A 19,224-nucleotide genomic window follows, 5' to 3' on the forward strand; every position below is an offset into this window, starting at 1 on the left:
GAGTGTCAGTAAACACATCTGTTACTGACCCACCGCCATCGGGAGCAAGCCCCCTCCCACATTTGATCTCCTGCGCTCTCAGAGTAGTGGCATTACATCGATGCGATACGGCTCAAATATCTTGAGCATTTGGCCATTATCCCGCAGCTGCTTGAGCAACCCGGCAAACGCAGGCCCGGTGATCGGGGCTTTGGGCCGTAGCAACGCGTAATGGTGATAGACCTGGTCGATGCGCTCCGACACCAGGAATGTCCCCGCCATCTCGGCATTGCGCACCATGAAGTCACTCAGGTACGAACGGGTGACCAAGGCGATATCAGCACGCCTGCGGGCGACCATCAGCAAGTTGCTGTCATGGGAGTACGTCAACGTTGCGTTGAAGTGCTCGGCCAGGTACTTGGGGTCGGGGTTGAAGTTGGCGAAGGCGTAGTGATAGCCGCTGAACACCGCCAGGCGTTTGCCGGCAAGGTCGCTGAAATAGCTTTGGTCGCGACCGGGTTCACGCTCGGCGACGAAGATTTCAGCGTCTTCCAGGCCCATGTCGACGCTGGTATGGGCCACGTCTTTCCAGCCCCAGGACGGGTTTTCAAAGATCGCCATGTCGACCCGGCCTTGCTCGAAATCGCGAAAACGCCTGGGAATCGAAGTGGGCACCAGCACAAACTGATAGTCGCTTTGCACGGCGTTCAGCGCTTCGACCAATTGCGGCAGCAATCCGGTATCGGCGCCTTGCTCAGGGCGTACGGTATACGGCGGAAAATGTGCCGCGCCGATCCTCACCAACTGCGCGGCGCTGGCCTGCGTCCACCCTGCGGTACCCAATGCCCAAAATGTCAGTCCTGCAGCCAGCCGCCATGGCGAAAACATCTAGGCACACACCGTGAATTCTATGATGGCGATAAGCTAGGCGTTTTTCCCTGGGGAGACAATGTTCACCCGCAAATTAATAGCCGCACTTCAGTCCGCCTTGAGCACCATCAACAGCGCTTCGTCGGCCAGCTCTTCGAGGGTCAGGCTGCCTTGGGTGCGAAACCACGTGGTGGTCCAGGATAACGCGCCGGTCAGGAAGCGCCGGGTGATGAACACGTCGCCCCTGATATAACCGGCGGCCTTGGCTTCGCCCAGTACCTGCAGCCAGATATCCTCATACATATCGCGCAGGGCCAGTACCTGGGCCTGGCCGTCGGCAGACAACGAACGCCATTCGTACACCAGCACCGCCATCGCCTCACCGCTGCCGCCCATGATCGACTGCAATTCGCAGCGGATCAGCGCCAAAACGCGCTCGCGCACCGTGCTCGCTGCTTCCAGCGCAGCCCGAACCATCGCGGTGTTGTAGAGGATGGTTTCTTCCATCACTGCGCGCAGGATCTCGTCCTTGCTCTTGAAGTGATGAAAGATGCTGCCCGACTGAATGCCCACCGCACTGGCCAGGTCGCGCACGGTGGTGCGCTCGAAGCCCTTGTTGCGAAACAGGTGCGCCGCGGTTTGCAGCAACTTGCCCCGGGCACTCTCGGGGTCGGTCAATTGTCCAGCGTCGACCAGGGTGCGCATCACCCGCAGGGCTTGGGGGTCGTCCATGCTGCTGTCCCTCATGTCTACTATCGTCTTGGGCGGCAATTTAGGCCGTGGCCGCCACCCGAGCAAGCGCTTGGGCAAAACTTGTGTACGGGGTTTACCAACCAGGCGAATCCGCCCCCTGGGCGGAACTACAAGGCCCGGCTACGCTCTATCCCCATCAGGACAGGAACAGTACGGGAACCTGCGCATGCCTCATTGGCTGATTATTGACCTTGAAGCCACCACGGATGACGGCGGCTGGCCCGTGACGGAGATGGAAGTCATCGAAATTGGCGCAAGCCTGGTCAACCGCCAGGGCCGCGAGCTGGATCACTTCCAGCGCTTCGTGCGCCCCCTGCGGCGGCCGCTGCTGACGCCTTTTTGCCGCCAATTGACCCATATCACCCAGGCCAATATCGACGCGGCAACGCCGATCACCGAGGTGTGGCCGCTGTTCGAGCGCTGGCTGGGCCAGCATCAGGCACGCCTGGAAGGCTGGGCCAGCTGGGGCGATTACGACCGTGTGCAACTCGAGCTGGAATGGCAACGCCATGGCCTGGCCAGCGCGCTCGGCCAGACGCCCCATGTCAACCTCAAGCAACGGTTCGCCAAGGCCCGGCGGCTGGACAAGCCCTTGGGGCTCAATGGCGCGCTGCAATTGGCGGGGATGCAGTTCATTGGCCAGCAGCATCGGGCGCTGGAGGATGCGCGCAACACCGCACGCCTGTTGCCGCTGATTTTGCCGGTCTAGGCAGCTCCCCTGCCCTTGGGCATACTGGCTGACCTTTCCAGACCCTTTTTCCGAGGATTCACTCATGTTCAAAGTCAATGAATACTTCGACGGCACCGTCAAGTCGATCGCTTTCGGCACCGCGGAAGGCCCGGCGACCATCGGCGTGATGGCCCCGGGTGAATACGAATTCGGCACCGACCAGCGTGAAATCATGCACGTCGTTTCCGGCGCGCTGATCGTCAAACTGCCTGACGCCGAGTGGGAAACCTTCGCCGCCGGCAGCCAGTTCAACGTCCCGGCCAACAGCAAATTCCAGTTGAAGGTTGGCGTAGACACCGCTTACCTGTGCGAATACCGCAGCTGAGCCTGACTCGGCGCAAAAAAATGCCCGTCTCCTGCGAGACGGGCATTTTTATTCCAGCACCGTTACCGGCATCCCGACTTCCAACTGGCCAACCCCATCGTTGACCAGGTTCTGACCGAACATCGGGCCCTTGTCGGTGCTGCGATAGGCCTGCAGGGTGGCGAACGGCTCGCGGTCCGGGCTGCGCTCGCCGGTCTGGGGGTCGACGGTCGTTAGAATGCAGCGTGAACACGGCTTGACCACGCGAAACTCCACATCGCCGATGCGCAAGCGTTTCCAGCCATCCTCGGCGAAAGCCTCGCCGCCTTCGATCACCAGGTTGGGACGAAAGCGCAGCATTTCCATCGGCCGGCCGATATGCGCGCACAAATCGTCCAGGGAAGCCTGGCCGATCAGCAGCAAGGGGTAGCCGTCGGCAAACCCCACTTGATCGTCATCCCGGCCAAAACCGGCCTGGGTCGAGCGTGCACGCTCCAGGGGCATATGCACCAGGCGTGTGGGTTTGCCGATGAAGGCGCTGACCCAGGCCGCCGCCGCATCGCCCGCGTCCGGCACGCGCAGGGTGTCGTGCCAGATGATCACACCGCGCAATGCATCGGCGCCGGGCAATGCCACGTCCAGCGTCCCATAGCCAGGCGAGCTCAAGGTCAGGCCGCCCGCCGCGTTCCACAGCGCGGTCAACTGGCTCATCTTCGCCACGGCGCGTTGCGTAAGGAAGCGCCCGCTGGCTTCGTCCACCAGCATCCAGCGTCGATCCCCTGCCAGCCCGAGCTTGTCCAGGCCACTCTGCTGCAAGGCCTCGGCCTTGCCGGATTTCAAGGGGTAACGGTACAACGCGCTGAGACGGAGCATGAGCCTGCATTCCTGGGGAACAAAGTGGCATACCCTAGTGTCACGCGGGCACTTCGTCCAGCATCAGTCGTTGACGCACCACATCCACCAGCTTGTCCGGCTGGAATTTGGAGAGGAAATTGTCGCAGCCGACCTTCTTGACCATCGAGTCATTGAAGCTCCCCGACAGCGAGGTGTGCAGCACCACGTAGAGGCCACGCAGGCGCGGGTCATTGCGAATTTCGGTGGTGAGGCGGTAGCCGTCCATCTCGGGCATTTCGGCGTCGGTGAAGATCATCAGCAGCTTGTCGGTCATCACCTGGCCGCTGTCGGCCCAGGCCTTGAGCATGTTCAGCGCCTTGAGGCCGTCGCTGGCGATGTGCATCTTCACGCCCAACTGGCCCAGGGTGTCCTTCAACTGCGACAGCGCTACGTTGGAGTCGTCCACCAGCAACACTTCACGGCCACGGGCGCGTTCCAGCACTGGGTCCTCAAGCTTTTCCCGGGAGACCTTGGCGTTATAAGGCACGATTTCCGCCAGGACTTTTTCCACGTCGATGATTTCCACCAACTGGTCATCGACCTTGCTGATGGCGGTGAGATAGTGCTGGCGCCCGGCGCTGGCCGGCGGCGGCAGGATGGCTTCCCAATTCATGTTGACGATGCGGTCGACGCCGCCCACCAGGAACGCCTGCACCGAACGGTTGTACTCGGTGACGATAATGGTGCTGTTGGGCCCTGGCACCAGGGGGCGCATGCCGATGGCCTGGGACAAGTCGATCACCGGCAAGGTCTGGCCACGCAGGTTGACCACGCCGCAGACAAACGGATGGCGCTGCGGCATCAGGGTCAGCTTGGGCAGTTGCAGCACTTCCTGCACCTTGAACACGTTGATCGCGAACAGCTGCCGCCCGAACAGGCGGAACATGAGAATCTCCAGGCGATTCTCACCCACCAATTGCGTGCGTTGATCTACGGTGTCGAGAATGCCGGCCATTAAGAGCTCCTGGTGTGCACATGGGTTGCGCGCTTAGAGGGTGTGCAGTTCGTATAGGCAAGTTATCGGCGGCAAGCGCCAGACCTTGACCCCGCTAAAATGCCATGTAAATACATTGATGTCACACTGACATCATGCTTTACTGCATCAGCCCTGTCCTCGGGCTGCGTGGGCCTTGCACGACACTCCAATCGGCGTGCGGTTCCATGACGTAGGGGATTCCCCTATGCGCAATCAGGCCCGACCTGATATTCGCGATATCTAATAGCCATTAATGTGACGCCATTCTCATTGCATGAATGGAGTCAGGCTTTTGTTTGCCATCCCACGCCCTAGGCCCATGGGCCTTCCAGGCACTCACGTATCGGCAACTGAAGTCGTGTCATCCCGCTCAACTGGGACTACGCACGACTTTCGTGAGCATTTCAATAAATGTCCTACTGGAATATCGGAATCAGCCTACAAGCTCAAATCATATTTCAGCGCTAGTTTTAAGCTATTCACCCGGTGCGACATCTCATCACCCGAGCTTGAGTTGCGGAGACATGCATGATGAATAGCGCGAAAGAATGGCAAACGGCACTTCCCGAGTTTCTGCTGGAGGCCGAAATGCTGCTGATCAAGTCCCAAGAGTGCTTGAGCCACCTGCATTTGATCCGCAACGACAGCGACGCCATCGACTGCATGAAAACCAGCCTCGCCAAACTGGCTGAGAAGGCCGACAGCCTGGCGCTGCAGGCGATCAGCGAGTTCTCGCGGCACCTGCAGGACCTCATTGCCAACGCCGAAAACCCGATGCAACTGCATGACCAGGCACTGGATGCGTTACATGACTGCCTGACGCTGCTGGCCTGGCAATTGGAGCTGATCGACACGCGCACCGGTGAGTTGGCCCTGGACGAGACCGAGCAAACGTCGTTGATCGCGACGGTTACCTTGCAGATTCCGCAAAAGGATTTCCGGCATAAACCACAGCAGCGGTTGCATCATGCGTCCTGAGTCCCAAGCATGTCACCGACGATAGCTGACCTGTCCAAAAACGACCGATAACGGCGAGAAAGGCAGAAATATCAATTAGCCATCTACGCAATAACTATACAAACCAACTTTACTAATACAACTTTTTCAACTCTGGGATTACCCCCCAGAGTATTTGCGCGGGCCATAAACCAATCAGGCGACCAACGGTAACAGGGGTGGTACTATGCCCCCACTCGAAGTGACTCAACTTCATCATGGTTAAACACGATTCGGCAGCGTATTCCAAACAGAGCCCGGCCAACCGGTCTCCCCGCAGCGAACCCTCAGTGGCTCCATCCGCTATGTACGCCAACCTCAAGCCCCTTTTCTCAAGGTCTGTGTCGCGCAGCAACGCACGCCGCATCGTCCTTGCGCTGTGCCTGTGTTCGTTGTCGGTCAGCGTGTGGGCCTACGCGCATGCTTCGCCCTGGTCGCTGCTGATCCTGCTGGTCAACCTGGCCACGCTGGCGGTGGTGGGCCTGCACCAATGGCGTTCACGCAAATCCATCAAATTCCAACCCCAGGAATTGGCCGACCGACTGTTGCAGGTCCAGGAAAACGAACGCCATCGCCTCAGTCGCGAGCTGCACGACGACATCGGCCAACTGCTGACTGCCGCCAAGCTGCAAAGCGAATGGCTGCAGCGTCGCCTGCCGCCAGAGCTGCACGAGCACTGCATGGTGCTGTGCAATACCCTCGACGAAACCCTGGCCAAAGTGCGCGACGTGTCGGCCATTCTCAACCCGCGCCAGTTGGCCAGCCTGGGCCTGGAAGCCAGCTTGCGCGCGCACCTGCTCAAGACCCTGGAAAACACCTCGGTGTGCTGGAGCCTGGAATGCCAGCAACGCCTGACCGGTATTCCTGAAGAAATGGCCGTGGCGGCGTTTCGCATCACCCAGGAAGCCGTGACCAACATGCTCCGTCACGCCCAGGCACACAACCTGCGGGTGTGCCTGCGGCGCCTGCCCGAAGGCTTGTCGCTGATGATCTGCGATGACGGCCAGGGCTTTTCGCCGGCTATCGACCCAGGCCTTGCGGGCCAACGCGGCATGGCCGGCATGGCCGAGCGGATAGACCAACTGGGCGGCACCTTGTCGGTCAGCAGTCAGCCAGGCCAAGGCACGCGGATCGACGCGCTTTTCCCCTGGGCGCCCCGCGCCCTCGAACGGGCCAGTTCCCCTAAGGGTTTCGAGTGACCTGCAATTTACTCCTGGTGGATGACCACGCACTGATTCGCGCCGGCGTGCGTGCGCTGATCCTGGACATGCCCGGCTACGACGTGATCGGTGAGGCCAGCGATGGCGCGCAAGTGCTCGCGCAATTTCGCGCCCTGCAGCCGGACATCGTGCTGCTGGACCTGTCGATGAAACACACCAGCGGCCTGGATGCCTTGCAGGAACTCAAGGGCGCCTACCCCCTGAGCAAAGTGCTGATCCTGTCGATGCACACCGACCCCGACCTGATCATGCGCGCGCTGGAATCAGGTGCCCACGGCTACCTGCTCAAGGACATGACCGCCAACGAGTTGGAACACGCCCTGCATGCCTTGCGCAACAACGAGCGCTACCTGAGCCCGGCGATCGCCCACACCGTGATCAATCAAGCACTGATCCGCAGCAACGGCCCTGCGACGCCCGCGCCCCATAGCCACAACTTGACGGCGCGCCAGTTGGAAATCCTGCGCCTGATCGTGCGCGGCAAGTCCACCCGGGAAATCGCCCACGGCCTGGGCCTGAGCATCAAGACGGTAGAAGCGCATCGCTCGCAGATCATGAAGCGCCTGCAGATTTTCGACGTGGCGGGCCTGGTGTTATTCGCTGTGCGCGAGCAGATCATCAGCCTGGACGACTAGGGGCGAACCCAGCGGCAGGTGCACGCGCAGGGCCTTGGGCAAGGCCTCGAAATGCAGATCATCGCCTTCCAGCGGCTCGCCATCGAGATTGATGTACAAGCCCTGCGCCACCTTGATATTGACCCACGGCAGGCGTGCCCGCACGAACATGGTGTCCAGGCCCCAGCCGTTGCTCATCAATTCGCGCAAGGTGCCGACCACCTCCTGGGGCGCCGGCAGGATGCTGATGTCCAGCAGGCCATCATCGGCCAGCGCACCCGGGCACAGCACATGCCCGCCCCCGGCCTGGCGCCCGTTGCCGATCCCCAGCGCGAGCAGCTCGCCTTTCCAATGGAAATCCGGGCCTTCCAGCTCACCGTAGGCAGCCTTCAATTCACTGAAACGCGACAAACCGGTGAACAGGTAGGCGGCACCGCCGAGGATTTTCTTCAGGTCTTCGGAGGTGTTGGCGGTGACCTGGCTGCCAAAACCACCGGTGGCCATGTTCAAGAATATCTGCCCGCCGACCAGGCCCAGGTCAATCGCCCTCGGTTCAACATCCAGCAACGCCAGCGCACCAGCCGGCTCCAACGGCACGCCGGCGGCCTTGGCGAAGTCATTGGCGGTGCCCAGCGGCATCAGCACCAGGCTGGCATCGGTATTGGCGTGAGCCATGGCTTCGGCCACATCGCGCAGGGTGCCGTCGCCACCGCCGGCGATGATGTGGGTGTAACCGTCGGCCAGGGCTTCATTGACCAGGCGCTGGGCATCGCCACCTTCCCACGTCACCCGCACTGCCAGCTCCCAACCCTGCTCACGCCGGGCCAGCACAGCCGCGCGTACGTCCTCGTTGAGGGCTTGTTTGCCGTGGAGGATCAACAGGGCTCTGGCGGTGGTCATTTGGGGAACTCTCCTGGGTCAAGGTGATTGCAGGATGTTGACCCTTGGGGATGAGGAAAAGTCTGTGGCTGGACAAATTTGATTGATGTACGCAGATCAACATGTGGGAGGGGGCTTGCTCCCGATAGCGGTGGGTCAGCTCTAGTTAAGCTGACTGATACACCGCCATCGGGAGCAAGCCCCCTCCCACATTGAATCCAGCAAGCCCGGCCCGAATCAGCTCTTGTGCAACTTGCTCATCAACTGCGCCTCGGCCTGGGTCAACCCGCACGACTGGGTCAGCTCATCCACCGTCGCGCCCATGCCCACCAGCTTGGCCGCCTGGGCGAACGACAGGTTCGCAGGATCACGCTGTTCCAACTGCACCAACTTGTCCGGCAACGGCCCGAGAATCGCGCGCAGTTCATGCACTTCATCCCCAACCCGCACCGCACTCTGCTGGAAATGATCGACACGCTTGACCAACTCCAGAATGCGCCGGTCACGCACCGCATCGCGCTCGGCCTGTTGCAAGGCCAACTCCCGTTGCTGGCGCACATAGCGCAGCACAAACGCCAAAGTCCCGGCCCACAACAGGGCCAGGACGATCACCGCCGCCTCAAGGAACAATCAGATGCTCTCCAGGTCCGACCACTCTTCTTCGCTCATCATTTTGTCCAGCTCAACCAGAATCAACAGCTCGTTGTTCTTGTTGCACACGCCCTGGATAAACTTGGCGGATTCTTCGTTGCCCACGTTCGGTGCGGTTTCCACTTCCGATTGGCGCAGGTAGACCACTTCGGCCACGCTGTCGACCATGATCCCGACCACTTGCTTGTCGGCTTCGATGATGACGATGCGCGTGTTGTCGTTGACATCGGTTGGCGCCAGGCCGAAGCGTTGGCGCGTATCGATCACCGTCACCACGTTGCCGCGCAGGTTGATGATGCCCAGCACATAGCTCGGCGCACCCGGTACCGGGGCGATCTCGGTGTAGCGCAGCACTTCCTGCACGCGCATCACGTTAATGCCGTAGGACTCGTTGTCCAGTTTGAAGGTCACCCATTGCAGGATCGGATCATCCAAACCTTGTGCGGACGCTGACTTGTTCATGCTTCTGACCCCTTCAAATGCCGCTATCGACGGCGTGTGTGCTAATGGGCCGCGCAACCGCACGACCTTTATTGTTCAATCAACTGCGTTTGTTCTGCGCCATTTCCTTGACCGCGCCACTGGCGATCAACTCGGCCAGTTCGGCGACGTCGAGCAACGCGCACATGTGTTCGATCACGGTGCCCGCCAGCCACGGCCGTTGGCCACGGTGGCTGCGCCATTTGATTTCGTTCGGGTCCAGGCGCAACGAGCGGCTGACTTGATGCACCGCCAGCCCCCACTCGTAGCCCTGCACGGAGATCACGTACTGCAGGCCCTGGCGGAAATCGTCGCGGTAGCGGTCGGGCATCACCCAGCGCGCGGTGTCCAGCACCTTGAGATTGCCGGCCTGGCTGGGCAGGATGCCGAGGAACCACTCCGGTTGCCCGAACAACGGCGTCAGCTCCTGGCCTTCCAGGGAATAGATCGAGCCCAGGCACACCAGCGGCACCGCCAGGGTCAACCCGGCGACGTCGAACAGCAGGCATTCGAACGGCTCGGCGGCCCACGACGGGCGACCATCGCCGGTCACCGGCGGCGGCGTGATGCTCGGCGGCAGGTGCACTTCCACGATCGGCTCGACCACCACCGGCGCCATCACCTCAGGCGTGACTGGCACCACCAGCGGCGTCGCTTCGACGTGTGCATCGCGGGCCTGCTCCTCAAGCACCGCCAACTGGAACTCATCCAGCGCAGCGTCAGGCTCGACGGCCGGCTCCAGCACCAGGATCGGTTCCGGCAGTTCCTCGGCGGTCGCCTCCTGCAGCAAGGCATCCAGGTAGGATTCCAGTGCCAGTTGCGGCCGGGTCTTGAAGTCCAGGGGACGGTTCATCAGGCCACCTGCGCCACAAGCTGCTGGGACAGCAGGTGCTTGAGCAACGCCCGATAAGCCAGCACGCCACGGCTCTTGCCGTCGAATTGCGACGGCGTGAGCCCGGCGCGGCTGGCGTCACGCAGGCGCGTGTCTACCGGGATGTAGCCGTTCCAGATGGTGTCCGGATAGGCATCGCGCAGTACGCGCAGGGTGCCGAGGGAGGCCTGGGTACGCCGGTCGAACAAGGTCGGCACGATGCTGTACGGCAAGGCCTGCTTGCGCGAACGGTTGATCATCGCCAGGGTGCTGACCATGCGCTCCAGGCCTTTGACGGCCAGGTGTTCGGTCTGTACCGGGATCACCAACTGCTGGCTGGCCGCCAAGGCGTTGACCATCAGCACGCCGAGCAAGGGCGGGCTGTCGATGATCGCGTAGTCGAAGTCCTGCCACAGCTGCGCCAGGGTCTTGGCGATCACCAGGCCCAGGCCGCTCTGGCCCGGCGACTGGCGCTCAAGGGTGGCCAGGGCGGTGCTGGACGGCAACAGCGAAATGCTGTCATTGCTGGTGGGCAGCAGCAGTTGCCCAGGCAAATCGCTGGGCACGCTGCCTTTGTGCAGGAACAGATCGTAGCAGCTGTGTTCCAGCGCATCCGGGTCGTAACCGAAATAGCTGGTCATGGAGCCGTGGGGGTCCAGGTCGACCACGACCACGCGCTTGCCTGCCTCGGCCAGCAAGCCGGCTAACGCGATGGACGTGGTGGTCTTGCCGACTCCACCCTTTTGATTGGCAACTGCCCAGACTCTCATTCGGTTGATTCCTCCCGGTGGGCACAAGCGCGACCGAGACATTGCATAGGTTAGTGAGCCGGTGACGGAGAATTGACGGAGCTGGCCCGCACCAGCGGCTTTGCAGGGGCCGGTGCAGTTTGTGTGCCAGCGCGCCTCAACGCCGCATCCGGTGTTGCATTCGCCGTGCCGGTGCCGGTCAGGCTGCGGCGTACATCCAGGTTGCGCGACACCACCAGCACCACCCGCCGATTGCGCGCACGGCCTTCGAGCGTGGCGTTGTTGGCCACCGGCTGGAATTCACCGTAGCCCACCGACGCCAGGCGCTGGGGGTTCACGCCCTGCATCGCGAGCATGCGCACGATGCTCGCCGCCCGCGCCGAGGACAGTTCCCAGTTGGTCGGGTACTGCGCCGTACTGATCGGCAGGTTGTCGGTAAAGCCTTCGACGTGGATCGGGTTTTCAAACGGCTTGAGGATCGCTGCCACCTTGTCGATGATGGTGAAGGCCTGGTCGCTCGGCAGCGCATCGGCGCTGGCGAACAACAGGCTGGAGTTGAGCTCGATCTCCACCCACAGTTCATTGCCGCGCACGGTCATCTGGTTGGAGCTGATCAGGTCGCCAAATGCGGCGCTGATATCGTCGGCAATGCTTTTGAGCGGGTCGCTGGTGCCGCCGACACCGGCGGCGGTTTCATCGCTGTCGTTGACCAACGGCTTGGCCGGGGTCACCGTCTTGGGTCGTTCATCGCCTATAGGAATAGGCTTGAGCGCGCGGTCGGAGTCGGAAAACACCCCGATCAACGCTTCGGAAATAACCTTGTACTTGCCTTCGTTCACCGACGAGATCGAGTACATCACCACGAAAAACGCAAACAGCAAGGTGATGAAGTCCGCGTAGGACACCAGCCAGCGTTCATGGTTGACGTGTTCTTCAGGCTCGCGACGGCGACGGCTCACAGGCACTTCCCTCTCTGACCAACAGCGAACACTTCATTGTGGCGAGCGAGCTTGCTCGCGCTGGGGCGCGAAGCGGCCCTGAACCCAGACGCTGCGACCTGTCTGAAAGACCGTGTTGCCTGGAGTGGGGCTGCTTCGCAGCCCAGCGCGAGCAAGCTCGCTCGCCACATGCCCATGCCCATGTGCATCAATCCATGAAGCCCTGGAGCTTCAATTCGATGGAGCGCGGGTTTTCACCCTCGGCGATCGACAGGATGCCTTCGAGCAACATCTCGCGGTAACGGGACTGGCGCATGGCAATCGACTTGAGCTTGCTCGCCACCGGCAACAACACCAGGTTGGCGCTCGCCACACCGTAGATGGTGGCGACAAATGCCACGGCAATGCCGCTGCCCAGTTGCGAAGGGTCGGCCAGGTTGCCCATCACGTGGATCAGGCCCATTACCGCACCGATGATGCCGATGGTCGGCGCGTAGCCACCCATGCTTTCAAAGACTTTGGCCGCGTTGATGTCGCGGCTTTCCTGGGTGTAGAAATCCACCTCGAGGATGCTGCGGATCGCCTCCGGCTCGGCGCCATCCACCAGCAGTTGCAGGCCTTTGCGGGCGTAGCTGTCGGGCTCGGCATCGGCCACGCTTTCCAGGCCCAGCAGGCCTTCCTTGCGTGCGGTGAGGCTCCAGTTGACCACGCGGTCGATGCCGCCTGGCAGGTCGACCCGTGGCGGGAAAATGATCCAAATCAGGATCTGCATGGCGCGCTTGAACGAGCTCACCGGCGACTGCAACAACGCCGCGCCCACGGTGCCACCGATCACGATCAGCGCCGCCGGGCCGTTGGCCAGGGCGCCAAGGTGGCCGCCTTCAAGGTAGTTGCCGCCGATAATGGCGACAAACGCCAGGGTGATGCCGATCAGGCTCAAGACATCCATCAGAGGCAGGCCTCCACCAGATGCTTGCCGATGTCGTCCAGGCTGTAGACCGCATCGGCCAGGTCAGCCTTGACGATCGCCATGGGCATGCCGTAGATCACGCAACTGGCTTCGTCCTGGGCCCAGATTGCACTGCCGCCCTGCTTGAGCAGGCGCGCGCCCTCACGGCCATCGGCACCCATGCCGGTGAGCACCACCGCCAGAACTTTGTCACCGTAGGACTTGGCCGCCGAACCGAAGGTGATATCCACGCACGGCTTGTAGTTGAGGCGCTCGTCGCCCGGCAGGATTTTGATCGCGCCACGGCCATCCACCATCATCTGCTTGCCACCCGGGGCCAGCAGCGCCAGGCCAGGGCGCAGGATGTCGCCATCCTCGGCTTCCTTGACGCTGATGCGGCACAGCTTGTCCAGGCGCTCGGCAAAGGCCTTGGTGAACGCGGCAGGCATGTGCTGGATCAACACGATCGGCGCCGGGAAGTTGGCCGGCAACTGAGTCAATACACGCTGCAAGGCCACCGGCCCGCCGGTGGACGTACCGATCGCCACGAGTTTGTAGGCCTTGCGCTTGGGCGCGGGCGAATGGGCGCTCGGTGCAGCCGCGCGGGTAGGCGCTGCCGGCGCGGGCCGAGCTGCCGGGGCGGGCGCCGGGCGGCTGAACGATGATGTCGGCGCGGCCACGGGTGCAGGCGCAGGTGTCGGCGCGGGCGCGCTGAACAGACTGCGGCGGTTACTGCGCGAAATGCTGTGCACCTTCTCGCACAGCATCTGCTTGACCTTATCGGGGTTACGCGAGATGTCTTCGAAATTCTTCGGCAGGAAATCCACCGCGCCGGCGTCCAGCGCATCCAGGGTGACCCGGGCGCCTTCATGCGTCAGCGAGGAGAACATCAATACCGGTGTGGGGCAGCGTTGCATGATGTGACGCACGGCCGTGATGCCATCCATCATCGGCATTTCGTAGTCCATGGTGATCACGTCCGGCTTCAACGCAATGGCTTGATCGATCGCCTCTTTGCCGTTGGTGGCCGTGCCGACTACCTGGATCGTTGGATCGGCGGAAAGAATCTCCGAGACGCGGCGGCGGAAGAAACCCGAATCGTCCACCACCAGGACCTTGACTACCATAAACACTCCGTTAGACGGGGCGGGCGCTACCGCCCTGCCCCGCCAGAATCAAATACGCCGTGCGGCGTAACGCTTGAGCATGCTCGGAACATCGAGAATCAACGCAATGCGACCGTCACCGGTGATGGTCGCGCCAGACATGCCCGGGGTCCCCTGCAGCATTTTACCCAACGGCTTGATGACCACTTCTTCCTGGCCCACCAGTTGGTCGACCACAAAGCCGATGCGCTGGGTGCCCACCGACAGAATCACCACATGGCCCTCGCGCTGCTCTTCATGCTTGGCCGATGCCACCAGCCAGCGCTTGAGGTAGAACAGCGGCAAGGCCTTGTCACGCACGATCACCACTTCCTGGCCGTCCACCACGTTGGTGCGCGACAGGTCGAGGTGGAAGATCTCGTTGACGTTGACCAGCGGGAAGGCGAAGGCCTGGTTGCCCAGCATCACCATCAGGGTTGGCATGATCGCCAGGGTCAACGGCACCTTGATGACGATCTTCGAGCCCTGGCCCTTGGTCGAGTAGATATTGATCGAGCCGTTGAGCTGGCTGATCTTGGTCTTCACCACGTCCATGCCGACGCCACGGCCGGACACGTCGGAGATCTCGGTCTTGGTCGAGAAGCCGGGGGCGAAGATCAGGTTGTAGCACTCGGTGTCGGTGAGGCGATCGGCGGCGTCCTTGTCCATCACGCCGCGCTTGACCGCGATATTGCGCAGAATCGCCGGGTCCATGCCTTTGCCGTCATCGGTGATCGACAGCAGGATATGGTCGCCCTCTTGTTCCGCCGCCAGGATCACCTTGCCGCCCCGCGATTTGCCCGAGGCTTCGCGTTCTTCCGGGGTTTCCACGCCATGGTCGACGGCGTTGCGCACCAAGTGGACCAGCGGGTCGGCCAGGGCCTCGACGAGGTTCTTGTCGAGGTCGGTTTCTTCGCCCACCAGTTCCAGGTTGATTTCTTTCTTGAGCTGGCGCGCCAGGTCGCGCACCAGGCGCGGGAAACGGCCGAAGACTTTCTTGATCGGCTGCATCCGCGTTTTCATCACGGCGGTTTGCAGGTCGGCGGTGACCACATCGAGGTTCGACACGGCCTTCTGCATGGCTTCATCGCCACTGTTCAGGCCCAGGCGCACCAGGCGGTTACGCACCAGCACCAGCTCGCCGACCATGTTCATGATGTCGTCCAGGCGCGCAGTGTCTACGCGCACCGTGGTTTCGGCTTCAGTGGCAGGTTTATCGGCAACCGGCGCAGCGGCAGGACGCGCCGGAGCTGGCGCGGCAGCCGGTGCAGGCGCTGGCTTGGCGACCGGCGCTGCGGCTTTGGCGGCGGCAACCGGTGCGGCTGTAGCGACCGCTGCGGCGGCGGCCGGAGCCGGGGCCACTTCGGTGAACTTGCCTTTGCCGTGCAACTCGTCCAGCAAGGCTTCGAACTCGTTATCAGAAATCAGCCCGTCACCGGCAGGTGCTGCACTGGCCGCCGGAGCGACGGCGGCAGTGGCAGCGACCTGCGGCAAGGCTTCGGCGACGAACGTGCCTTTGCCATGCAGTTGGTCGAGCAGCGCCTCGAATTCGTCGTCGGTAATATCGGTACTGGCGTTGGCCGCCGGTGCCGCTGGCGCAGCCGCCGGTGCCACGGCGTCGGCCGCGAACTGGCCTTTGCCATGCAACTGGTCGAGCAGGGATTCAAATTCTGCGTCGGTAATGTCTTCGCTGGTCGGTGTGGCAACCGGCGCCGTTGCAGCCGGTGCTTCAGCCTCGGCCTTGACCGCATTGAGCGAGTCGAGCAGTTGCTCGAACTCGCTGTCGGTCACATCCGCCTCGGCTTCCACCACTGGCTCAGGCACGGCTTGCACAGCCGGTGCTTGCGCAGCCGGTTCGGCCAGGCGCGCCAGGGCGGCCAGCAGTTCCGGAGTGGCGGCGGTGACCGGTGCACGTTCACGCACCTGGCTGAACATGGCGTTGACCGCATCCAGTGCTTCGAGAATCACGTCCATTAATTCCGAGTCAACCTGACGCTCACCCTTGCGCAGGATGTCGAACACGTTCTCGGCGATGTGACAGCACTCCACCAGCTCATGGAGCTGGAGGAAGCCGGCGCCCCCTTTTACAGTGTGAAAACCGCGAAAAATTGCATTGAGCAGGTTCGCATCATCCGGACGGCTTTCCAGCTCGACCAGTTGTTCGGACAGTTGCTCTAAAATTTCGCCGGCCTCTACAAGGAAATCCTGAAGGATTTCTTCATCGGCGCCGAAGCTCATGTGGGTGCTCCTTAGAAGCCTAAACTGGACAGCAAATCGTCTACGTCATCTTGACCGGATACGACGTCTTCACGTTTATCGGCATGAATCTGCGGACCTTCACCCTTGGCGAGGTGTTTTTGTGGATCTTTTTCCGAGAGGATCGCTTCGCGGTCATGTTCGATACCGGCAAAACGGTCGACCTGGCCGGCCATCAGCACCAGTTTGAGCAGGTTGCTTTCCACTTCGGTGACCAGTTGGGTCACACGCTTGATCACTTGGCCGGTGAGGTCCTGGTAATCCTGGGCGAGCAGAATGTCGTTGAGGTTGCCGGCCACCGTGCGGTTTTCCTGTTCGCTGCGCGACAGAAAACCGTCGACCCGACGCGCCAGTTCACGGAACTCTTCAGCCCCCACTTCGCGGCGCATGAAGCGGCCCCAGTCAACGCTCAAGGCCTGGGCTTCACTGGCCATGCCGTTGACCAGAGGCGTGGCGTTTTCCACCAGGTCCATGGTGCGGTTGGCCGCAGCCTCGGTCAGCCTGACCACATAGGACAGGCGTTCGGTGGCATCGGTGATCTGGGAAATTTCTTCGGCCTGGGGCATGCGCGGGTCAATCTGGAAATTGACGATCGCACTGTGCAGCTCACGCGTGAGCTTGCCCACTTCCTGGTACAGGCCGCGGTCACGGGTCTGGTTAAGCTCATGGATCAACTGCACCGCATCGCCGAACTGGCCCTTTTCAAGGCATTCGACCAACTGGTGAGCATGTTTTTTCAGGGTCGACTCAAAATCGCCCTGTGACGTTTCGTTATGGTCCATAGCTCCCCCGTGGCAGCATCAATGGCCGATGCGTTCGAAGATTTTTTCGATCTTCTCTTTCAAGGCCAGGGCAGTGAATGGCTTGACCACATAGCCGTTTACCCCGGCTTGGGCGGCTTCGATGATCTGTTCACGCTTGGCTTCGGCGGTCACCATCAACACCGGCAGGCTGCGCAGTTTTTCATCGGCGCGCACATGGCGCAGCAAGTCGATACCGGTCATGCCGGGCATGTTCCAGTCGGTTACCAGAAAGTCGATGCTCCCGCTGTTGAGGATCGGAATCGCCGTAATGCCGTCATCCGCCTCGACCGTGTTAGTGAACCCAAGGTCACGCAACAGGTTTTTTATGATCCGCCGCATCGTTGAGAAGTCATCAACGATGAGGATTTTCATGTTCTTGTCCAATTCGACCTCCAAGCAGTCTTAAACGCGCCCAGCACCTGGACGCGCCACTTCAATCAACAGGCGTTACACAAAAAGGACTGCCCAGGGCACCACGGAGCGAACCCGCGAAGGCCGAAACCTTCGCGGTAGCGTCTGCAGTGTCCCCACACTGCCTGTCAGCGCGCGCGCCACTCTCCCAACCGCCCCCGCAAGCGGGCCGCGCACTGGCTATGCAACTGGCTGACACGCGATTCGCTGACCCCCAGGACCTCACCGATTTCCTTGAGGTTCAGCTCCTCGTCGTAGTACAGCGCCAACACCAGGCGCTCGCGCTCCGGCAAATTGGCAATGGCCTCCGCCAGCGCTCCCTGGAAACGTTCATCTTCCAGATCGCGCGACGGTTCCATATGCGCGCTCGCGCCGTCCTCATGCAGCCCTTCGTGTTCGCCGTCCTGCAACAGGTCGTCGAAACTGAACAGGCGGCTGCCCAAGGTATCGTTCAAAATCCCGTAATAATCGTCGAGACTCAATTGGAGTTCGGCCGCAACTTCATGATCTTTAGCGTCACGACCGGTTTTTGCTTCAATTGCACGAATTGCGTCACTGACCATGCGCGTATTGCGGTGTACCGAACGCGGCGCCCAATCCCCTTTACGCACTTCATCTAGCATCGCGCCACGGATACGGATACCCGCATACGTCTCGAAGCTCGCGCCCTTGCTTGCGTCGTATTTGGTCGACACTTCGAGCAGGCCGATCATCCCGGCCTGGATCAGGTCTTCCACCTGCACGCTGGCAGGCAGGCGCGCCAGCAGGTGATAGGCGATGCGCTTGACCAGTGGCGCATAGCGCTCGATCAATTCGCCCTGGCTGTCACGGGCCGACTTTTTGTAAAGGTTGTAGCCGCTGGATGTCATAGCACAGGTCCCGCGCTCGTCTGATGCACCAATCGTTCGACAAAAAACTCCAGATGCCCCCGAGGGTTGGCAGGCAACGGCCAGGTATCGACCTTCTGGGCTATCGCCTTGAACGCCAGTGCGCACTTGGAACGAGGGAACGCTTCGTAGACCGCACGCTGCTTTTGCACGGCCTTGCGCACACACTCGTCATAGGGAACTGCGCCAACGTATTGTAAGGCGACATCGAGGAAACGATCCGTGACCTTGGTCAACTTGGCGAACAGGTTGCGCCCTTCCTGCGGACTCTGGGCCATGTTGGCCAGCACGCGGAAGCGGTTCATGCCGTAGTCACGGTTAAGCAGTTTGATCAGGGCGTAGGCGTCGGTGATCGAAGTGGGTTCGTCGCAGACCACCAGCAGCACTTCTTGCGCTGCGCGTACGAAGCTGACCACCGACTCGCCGATCCCGGCGGCGGTGTCGATCACCAGCACGTCGAGGTTGTCGCCGATATCACTGAAGGCCTGGATCAGGCCGGCATGCTGCGCCGGGCTCAGGTGCACCATGCTCTGGGTGCCCGAGGCAGCCGGCACGATGCGGATACCACCGGGGCCCTGGAGCAGCACATCGCGCAGCTCACAGCGGCCTTCGATCACATCGGCGAGCGTGTGTTTGGGTGTCAGCCCCAGCAGAACGTCCACGTTCGCCAGGCCCAGGTCAGCATCCAGCAGCATGACGCGACGGCCAAGCTCTGCCAGGGCCAGGGACAAATTCACTGACACGTTAGTTTTGCCGACGCCACCTTTGCCGCCGGTCACCGCGATCACCTGTACGGGATGCATGCTGCCCATTTTATTTCTTTACCTTGTCTTGCTTAGACGCAGGCTACATGGCTTGGTCGCGTGTAT

22 protein-coding genes are annotated in these 19,224 nt (G+C 61.5%); 5 read left to right on the plus strand and 17 right to left on the minus strand.

Annotated elements, in window-relative coordinates; genetic code table 11:
• Nucleotides 1-78 precede the first annotated feature (78 nt).
• On the minus strand, nucleotides 79-867 hold the full coding sequence (locus C4J85_RS18770; protein WP_124410460.1) for an ABC transporter substrate-binding protein: 789 nt from the start codon (nucleotides 865-867) through the stop codon (nucleotides 79-81).
• A 90-nt stretch (nucleotides 868-957) separates the two neighbouring features.
• A complete protein-coding gene (locus tag C4J85_RS18775; RefSeq protein ID WP_124410461.1) occupies nucleotides 958-1,581 on the minus strand; it encodes a TetR/AcrR family transcriptional regulator in 624 nt (207 codons plus the stop codon).
• A 187-nt stretch (nucleotides 1,582-1,768) separates the two neighbouring features.
• On the opposite strand from C4J85_RS18775, the gene C4J85_RS18780 reads away from it, so the two are divergent.
• Nucleotides 1,769-2,311 carry an exonuclease domain-containing protein gene (locus tag C4J85_RS18780; RefSeq protein WP_124410462.1) on the plus strand — a complete coding sequence of 181 codons (543 nt, stop codon included), beginning with the start codon at nucleotides 1,769-1,771 and terminating at the stop codon, nucleotides 2,309-2,311.
• A 64-nt stretch (nucleotides 2,312-2,375) separates the two neighbouring features.
• Nucleotides 2,376-2,657, plus strand: a complete 282-nt coding sequence (locus C4J85_RS18785; protein ID WP_124363753.1) for a pyrimidine/purine nucleoside phosphorylase — start codon at nucleotides 2,376-2,378, stop codon at nucleotides 2,655-2,657.
• 48 nt (nucleotides 2,658-2,705) lie between these two features.
• Here C4J85_RS18785 and C4J85_RS18790 read toward each other — a convergent pair whose 3' ends face one another.
• Nucleotides 2,706-3,509, minus strand: a complete 804-nt coding sequence (locus C4J85_RS18790) for an MOSC domain-containing protein (protein ID WP_124410463.1) — start codon at nucleotides 3,507-3,509, stop codon at nucleotides 2,706-2,708.
• 40 nt (nucleotides 3,510-3,549) lie between these two features.
• A complete protein-coding gene (locus tag C4J85_RS18795; protein WP_124367833.1) occupies nucleotides 3,550-4,485 on the minus strand; it encodes a chemotaxis protein CheV in 936 nt (311 codons plus the stop codon).
• Between the two features lie 549 nt (nucleotides 4,486-5,034).
• On the opposite strand from C4J85_RS18795, the gene C4J85_RS18800 reads away from it, so the two are divergent.
• The 3 genes from C4J85_RS18800 (at nucleotide 5,035) to C4J85_RS18810 (ending at nucleotide 7,357) form a co-directional block, all read left to right on the plus strand.
• Entirely contained in the window at nucleotides 5,035-5,484 is a 450-nt protein-coding gene (locus C4J85_RS18800; protein ID WP_177412752.1) for a hypothetical protein, read from the plus strand.
• Between the two features lie 323 nt (nucleotides 5,485-5,807).
• Entirely contained in the window at nucleotides 5,808-6,701 is an 894-nt protein-coding gene (locus C4J85_RS18805; protein WP_124411212.1) for a sensor histidine kinase, read from the plus strand.
• Nucleotides 6,698-7,357, plus strand: a complete 660-nt coding sequence (locus C4J85_RS18810) for a response regulator transcription factor (protein WP_124371402.1) — start codon at nucleotides 6,698-6,700, stop codon at nucleotides 7,355-7,357. The genes C4J85_RS18805 and C4J85_RS18810 overlap by 4 nt, the downstream gene beginning before the upstream one ends.
• On the opposite strand, the gene yegS is transcribed toward C4J85_RS18810, so the two are convergent.
• From yegS to fleN, 13 genes are all read right to left on the minus strand, one after another.
• Nucleotides 7,316-8,236: a lipid kinase YegS gene (gene yegS, locus C4J85_RS18815; RefSeq protein WP_124410464.1), complete on the minus strand. Its 921-nt coding sequence runs from the start codon at nucleotides 8,234-8,236 to the stop codon at nucleotides 7,316-7,318. The genes C4J85_RS18810 and yegS overlap by 42 nt on opposite strands.
• A gap of 216 nt (nucleotides 8,237-8,452) precedes the next feature.
• Complete coding sequence (locus tag C4J85_RS18820) at nucleotides 8,453-8,845, minus strand: DUF2802 domain-containing protein (protein ID WP_124363758.1); 393 nt, start codon at nucleotides 8,843-8,845, stop codon at nucleotides 8,453-8,455.
• Nucleotides 8,846-9,328 carry a chemotaxis protein CheW gene (locus tag C4J85_RS18825; RefSeq protein WP_124363759.1) on the minus strand — a complete coding sequence of 161 codons (483 nt, stop codon included), beginning with the start codon at nucleotides 9,326-9,328 and terminating at the stop codon, nucleotides 8,846-8,848. It abuts the gene before it with no gap.
• Between the two features lie 79 nt (nucleotides 9,329-9,407).
• On the minus strand, nucleotides 9,408-10,199 hold the full coding sequence (locus tag C4J85_RS18830) for a CheW domain-containing protein (protein WP_124410465.1): 792 nt from the start codon (nucleotides 10,197-10,199) through the stop codon (nucleotides 9,408-9,410).
• Nucleotides 10,199-10,987, minus strand: coding sequence for a ParA family protein (locus C4J85_RS18835; RefSeq protein WP_124407812.1), 789 nt, complete (start codon nucleotides 10,985-10,987; stop codon nucleotides 10,199-10,201). The genes C4J85_RS18830 and C4J85_RS18835 overlap by 1 nt, the downstream gene beginning before the upstream one ends.
• Nucleotides 10,988-11,037: 50 nt before the next feature.
• Nucleotides 11,038-11,925, minus strand: a complete 888-nt coding sequence (gene motD, locus C4J85_RS18840) for a flagellar motor protein MotD (RefSeq protein WP_124363762.1) — start codon at nucleotides 11,923-11,925, stop codon at nucleotides 11,038-11,040.
• Nucleotides 11,926-12,112: 187 nt separating this feature from the next.
• The gene (locus C4J85_RS18845; protein ID WP_124410466.1) at nucleotides 12,113-12,853 is read right to left on the minus strand and encodes a flagellar motor protein; all 741 of its coding nucleotides are present in this window, start codon (nucleotides 12,851-12,853) and stop codon (nucleotides 12,113-12,115) included.
• Entirely contained in the window at nucleotides 12,853-13,980 is a 1,128-nt protein-coding gene (locus C4J85_RS18850) for a chemotaxis response regulator protein-glutamate methylesterase (protein ID WP_124410467.1), read from the minus strand. Before C4J85_RS18850 ends, C4J85_RS18845 begins: the two co-directional genes overlap by 1 nt.
• Nucleotides 13,981-14,028: 48 nt before the next feature.
• The gene (locus C4J85_RS18855) at nucleotides 14,029-16,236 is read right to left on the minus strand and encodes a chemotaxis protein CheA (RefSeq protein WP_124371408.1); all 2,208 of its coding nucleotides are present in this window, start codon (nucleotides 16,234-16,236) and stop codon (nucleotides 14,029-14,031) included.
• A gap of 11 nt (nucleotides 16,237-16,247) precedes the next feature.
• The gene (locus C4J85_RS18860) at nucleotides 16,248-17,036 is read right to left on the minus strand and encodes a protein phosphatase CheZ (RefSeq protein ID WP_124363766.1); all 789 of its coding nucleotides are present in this window, start codon (nucleotides 17,034-17,036) and stop codon (nucleotides 16,248-16,250) included.
• Between the two features lie 18 nt (nucleotides 17,037-17,054).
• Nucleotides 17,055-17,429 (minus strand): chemotaxis response regulator CheY, encoded by a 375-nt coding sequence (locus C4J85_RS18865; protein ID WP_005790040.1) that lies wholly within the window; start codon nucleotides 17,427-17,429, stop codon nucleotides 17,055-17,057.
• 167 nt (nucleotides 17,430-17,596) lie between these two features.
• A complete protein-coding gene (gene fliA / locus C4J85_RS18870) occupies nucleotides 17,597-18,337 on the minus strand; it encodes an RNA polymerase sigma factor FliA (protein WP_124359259.1) in 741 nt (246 codons plus the stop codon).
• Entirely contained in the window at nucleotides 18,334-19,167 is an 834-nt protein-coding gene (gene fleN / locus C4J85_RS18875) for a flagellar synthesis regulator FleN (RefSeq protein WP_003192912.1), read from the minus strand. The genes fliA and fleN overlap by 4 nt, the downstream gene beginning before the upstream one ends.
• Between the last annotated feature and the right edge of the window lie 57 nt (nucleotides 19,168-19,224).

Origin of the sequence: Pseudomonas sp. R4-34-07, assembly GCF_003852375.1 — a bacterium.
Taxonomy (GTDB): Bacteria; Pseudomonadota; Gammaproteobacteria; order Pseudomonadales; family Pseudomonadaceae; genus Aquipseudomonas.

Bases quoted from the DNA above. Each gene is read 5' to 3' on its own strand.
- C4J85_RS18770 (WP_124410460.1), bottom strand. From the start codon at position 867: ATGTTTTCGCCATGGCGGCTGGCTGCAGGACTGACATTTTGGGCATTG.
- C4J85_RS18775 (WP_124410461.1), bottom strand. From the start codon at position 1,581: ATGGACGACCCCCAAGCCCTGCGGGTGATGCGCACCCTGGTCGACGCT.
- C4J85_RS18780 (WP_124410462.1), top strand. From the start codon at position 1,769: ATGCCTCATTGGCTGATTATTGACCTTGAAGCCACCACGGATGACGGC.
- C4J85_RS18785 (WP_124363753.1), top strand. From the start codon at position 2,376: ATGTTCAAAGTCAATGAATACTTCGACGGCACCGTCAAGTCGATCGCT.
- C4J85_RS18790 (WP_124410463.1), bottom strand. From the start codon at position 3,509: ATGCTCCGTCTCAGCGCGTTGTACCGTTACCCCTTGAAATCCGGCAAG.
- C4J85_RS18795 (WP_124367833.1), bottom strand. From the start codon at position 4,485: ATGGCCGGCATTCTCGACACCGTAGATCAACGCACGCAATTGGTGGGT.
- C4J85_RS18800 (WP_177412752.1), top strand. From the start codon at position 5,035: ATGATGAATAGCGCGAAAGAATGGCAAACGGCACTTCCCGAGTTTCTG.
- C4J85_RS18805 (WP_124411212.1), top strand. From the start codon at position 5,808: ATGTACGCCAACCTCAAGCCCCTTTTCTCAAGGTCTGTGTCGCGCAGC.
- yegS (WP_124410464.1), bottom strand. From the start codon at position 8,236: ATGACCACCGCCAGAGCCCTGTTGATCCTCCACGGCAAACAAGCCCTC.
- C4J85_RS18825 (WP_124363759.1), bottom strand. From the start codon at position 9,328: ATGAACAAGTCAGCGTCCGCACAAGGTTTGGATGATCCGATCCTGCAA.
- C4J85_RS18830 (WP_124410465.1), bottom strand. From the start codon at position 10,199: ATGAACCGTCCCCTGGACTTCAAGACCCGGCCGCAACTGGCACTGGAA.
- C4J85_RS18835 (WP_124407812.1), bottom strand. From the start codon at position 10,987: ATGAGAGTCTGGGCAGTTGCCAATCAAAAGGGTGGAGTCGGCAAGACC.
- C4J85_RS18845 (WP_124410466.1), bottom strand. From the start codon at position 12,853: ATGGATGTCTTGAGCCTGATCGGCATCACCCTGGCGTTTGTCGCCATT.
- C4J85_RS18850 (WP_124410467.1), bottom strand. From the start codon at position 13,980: ATGGTAGTCAAGGTCCTGGTGGTGGACGATTCGGGTTTCTTCCGCCGC.
- C4J85_RS18855 (WP_124371408.1), bottom strand. From the start codon at position 16,236: ATGAGCTTCGGCGCCGATGAAGAAATCCTTCAGGATTTCCTTGTAGAG.
- C4J85_RS18860 (WP_124363766.1), bottom strand. From the start codon at position 17,036: ATGGACCATAACGAAACGTCACAGGGCGATTTTGAGTCGACCCTGAAA.
- C4J85_RS18865 (WP_005790040.1), bottom strand. From the start codon at position 17,429: ATGAAAATCCTCATCGTTGATGACTTCTCAACGATGCGGCGGATCATA.
- fliA (WP_124359259.1), bottom strand. From the start codon at position 18,337: ATGACATCCAGCGGCTACAACCTTTACAAAAAGTCGGCCCGTGACAGC.
- fleN (WP_003192912.1), bottom strand. From the start codon at position 19,167: ATGGGCAGCATGCATCCCGTACAGGTGATCGCGGTGACCGGCGGCAAA.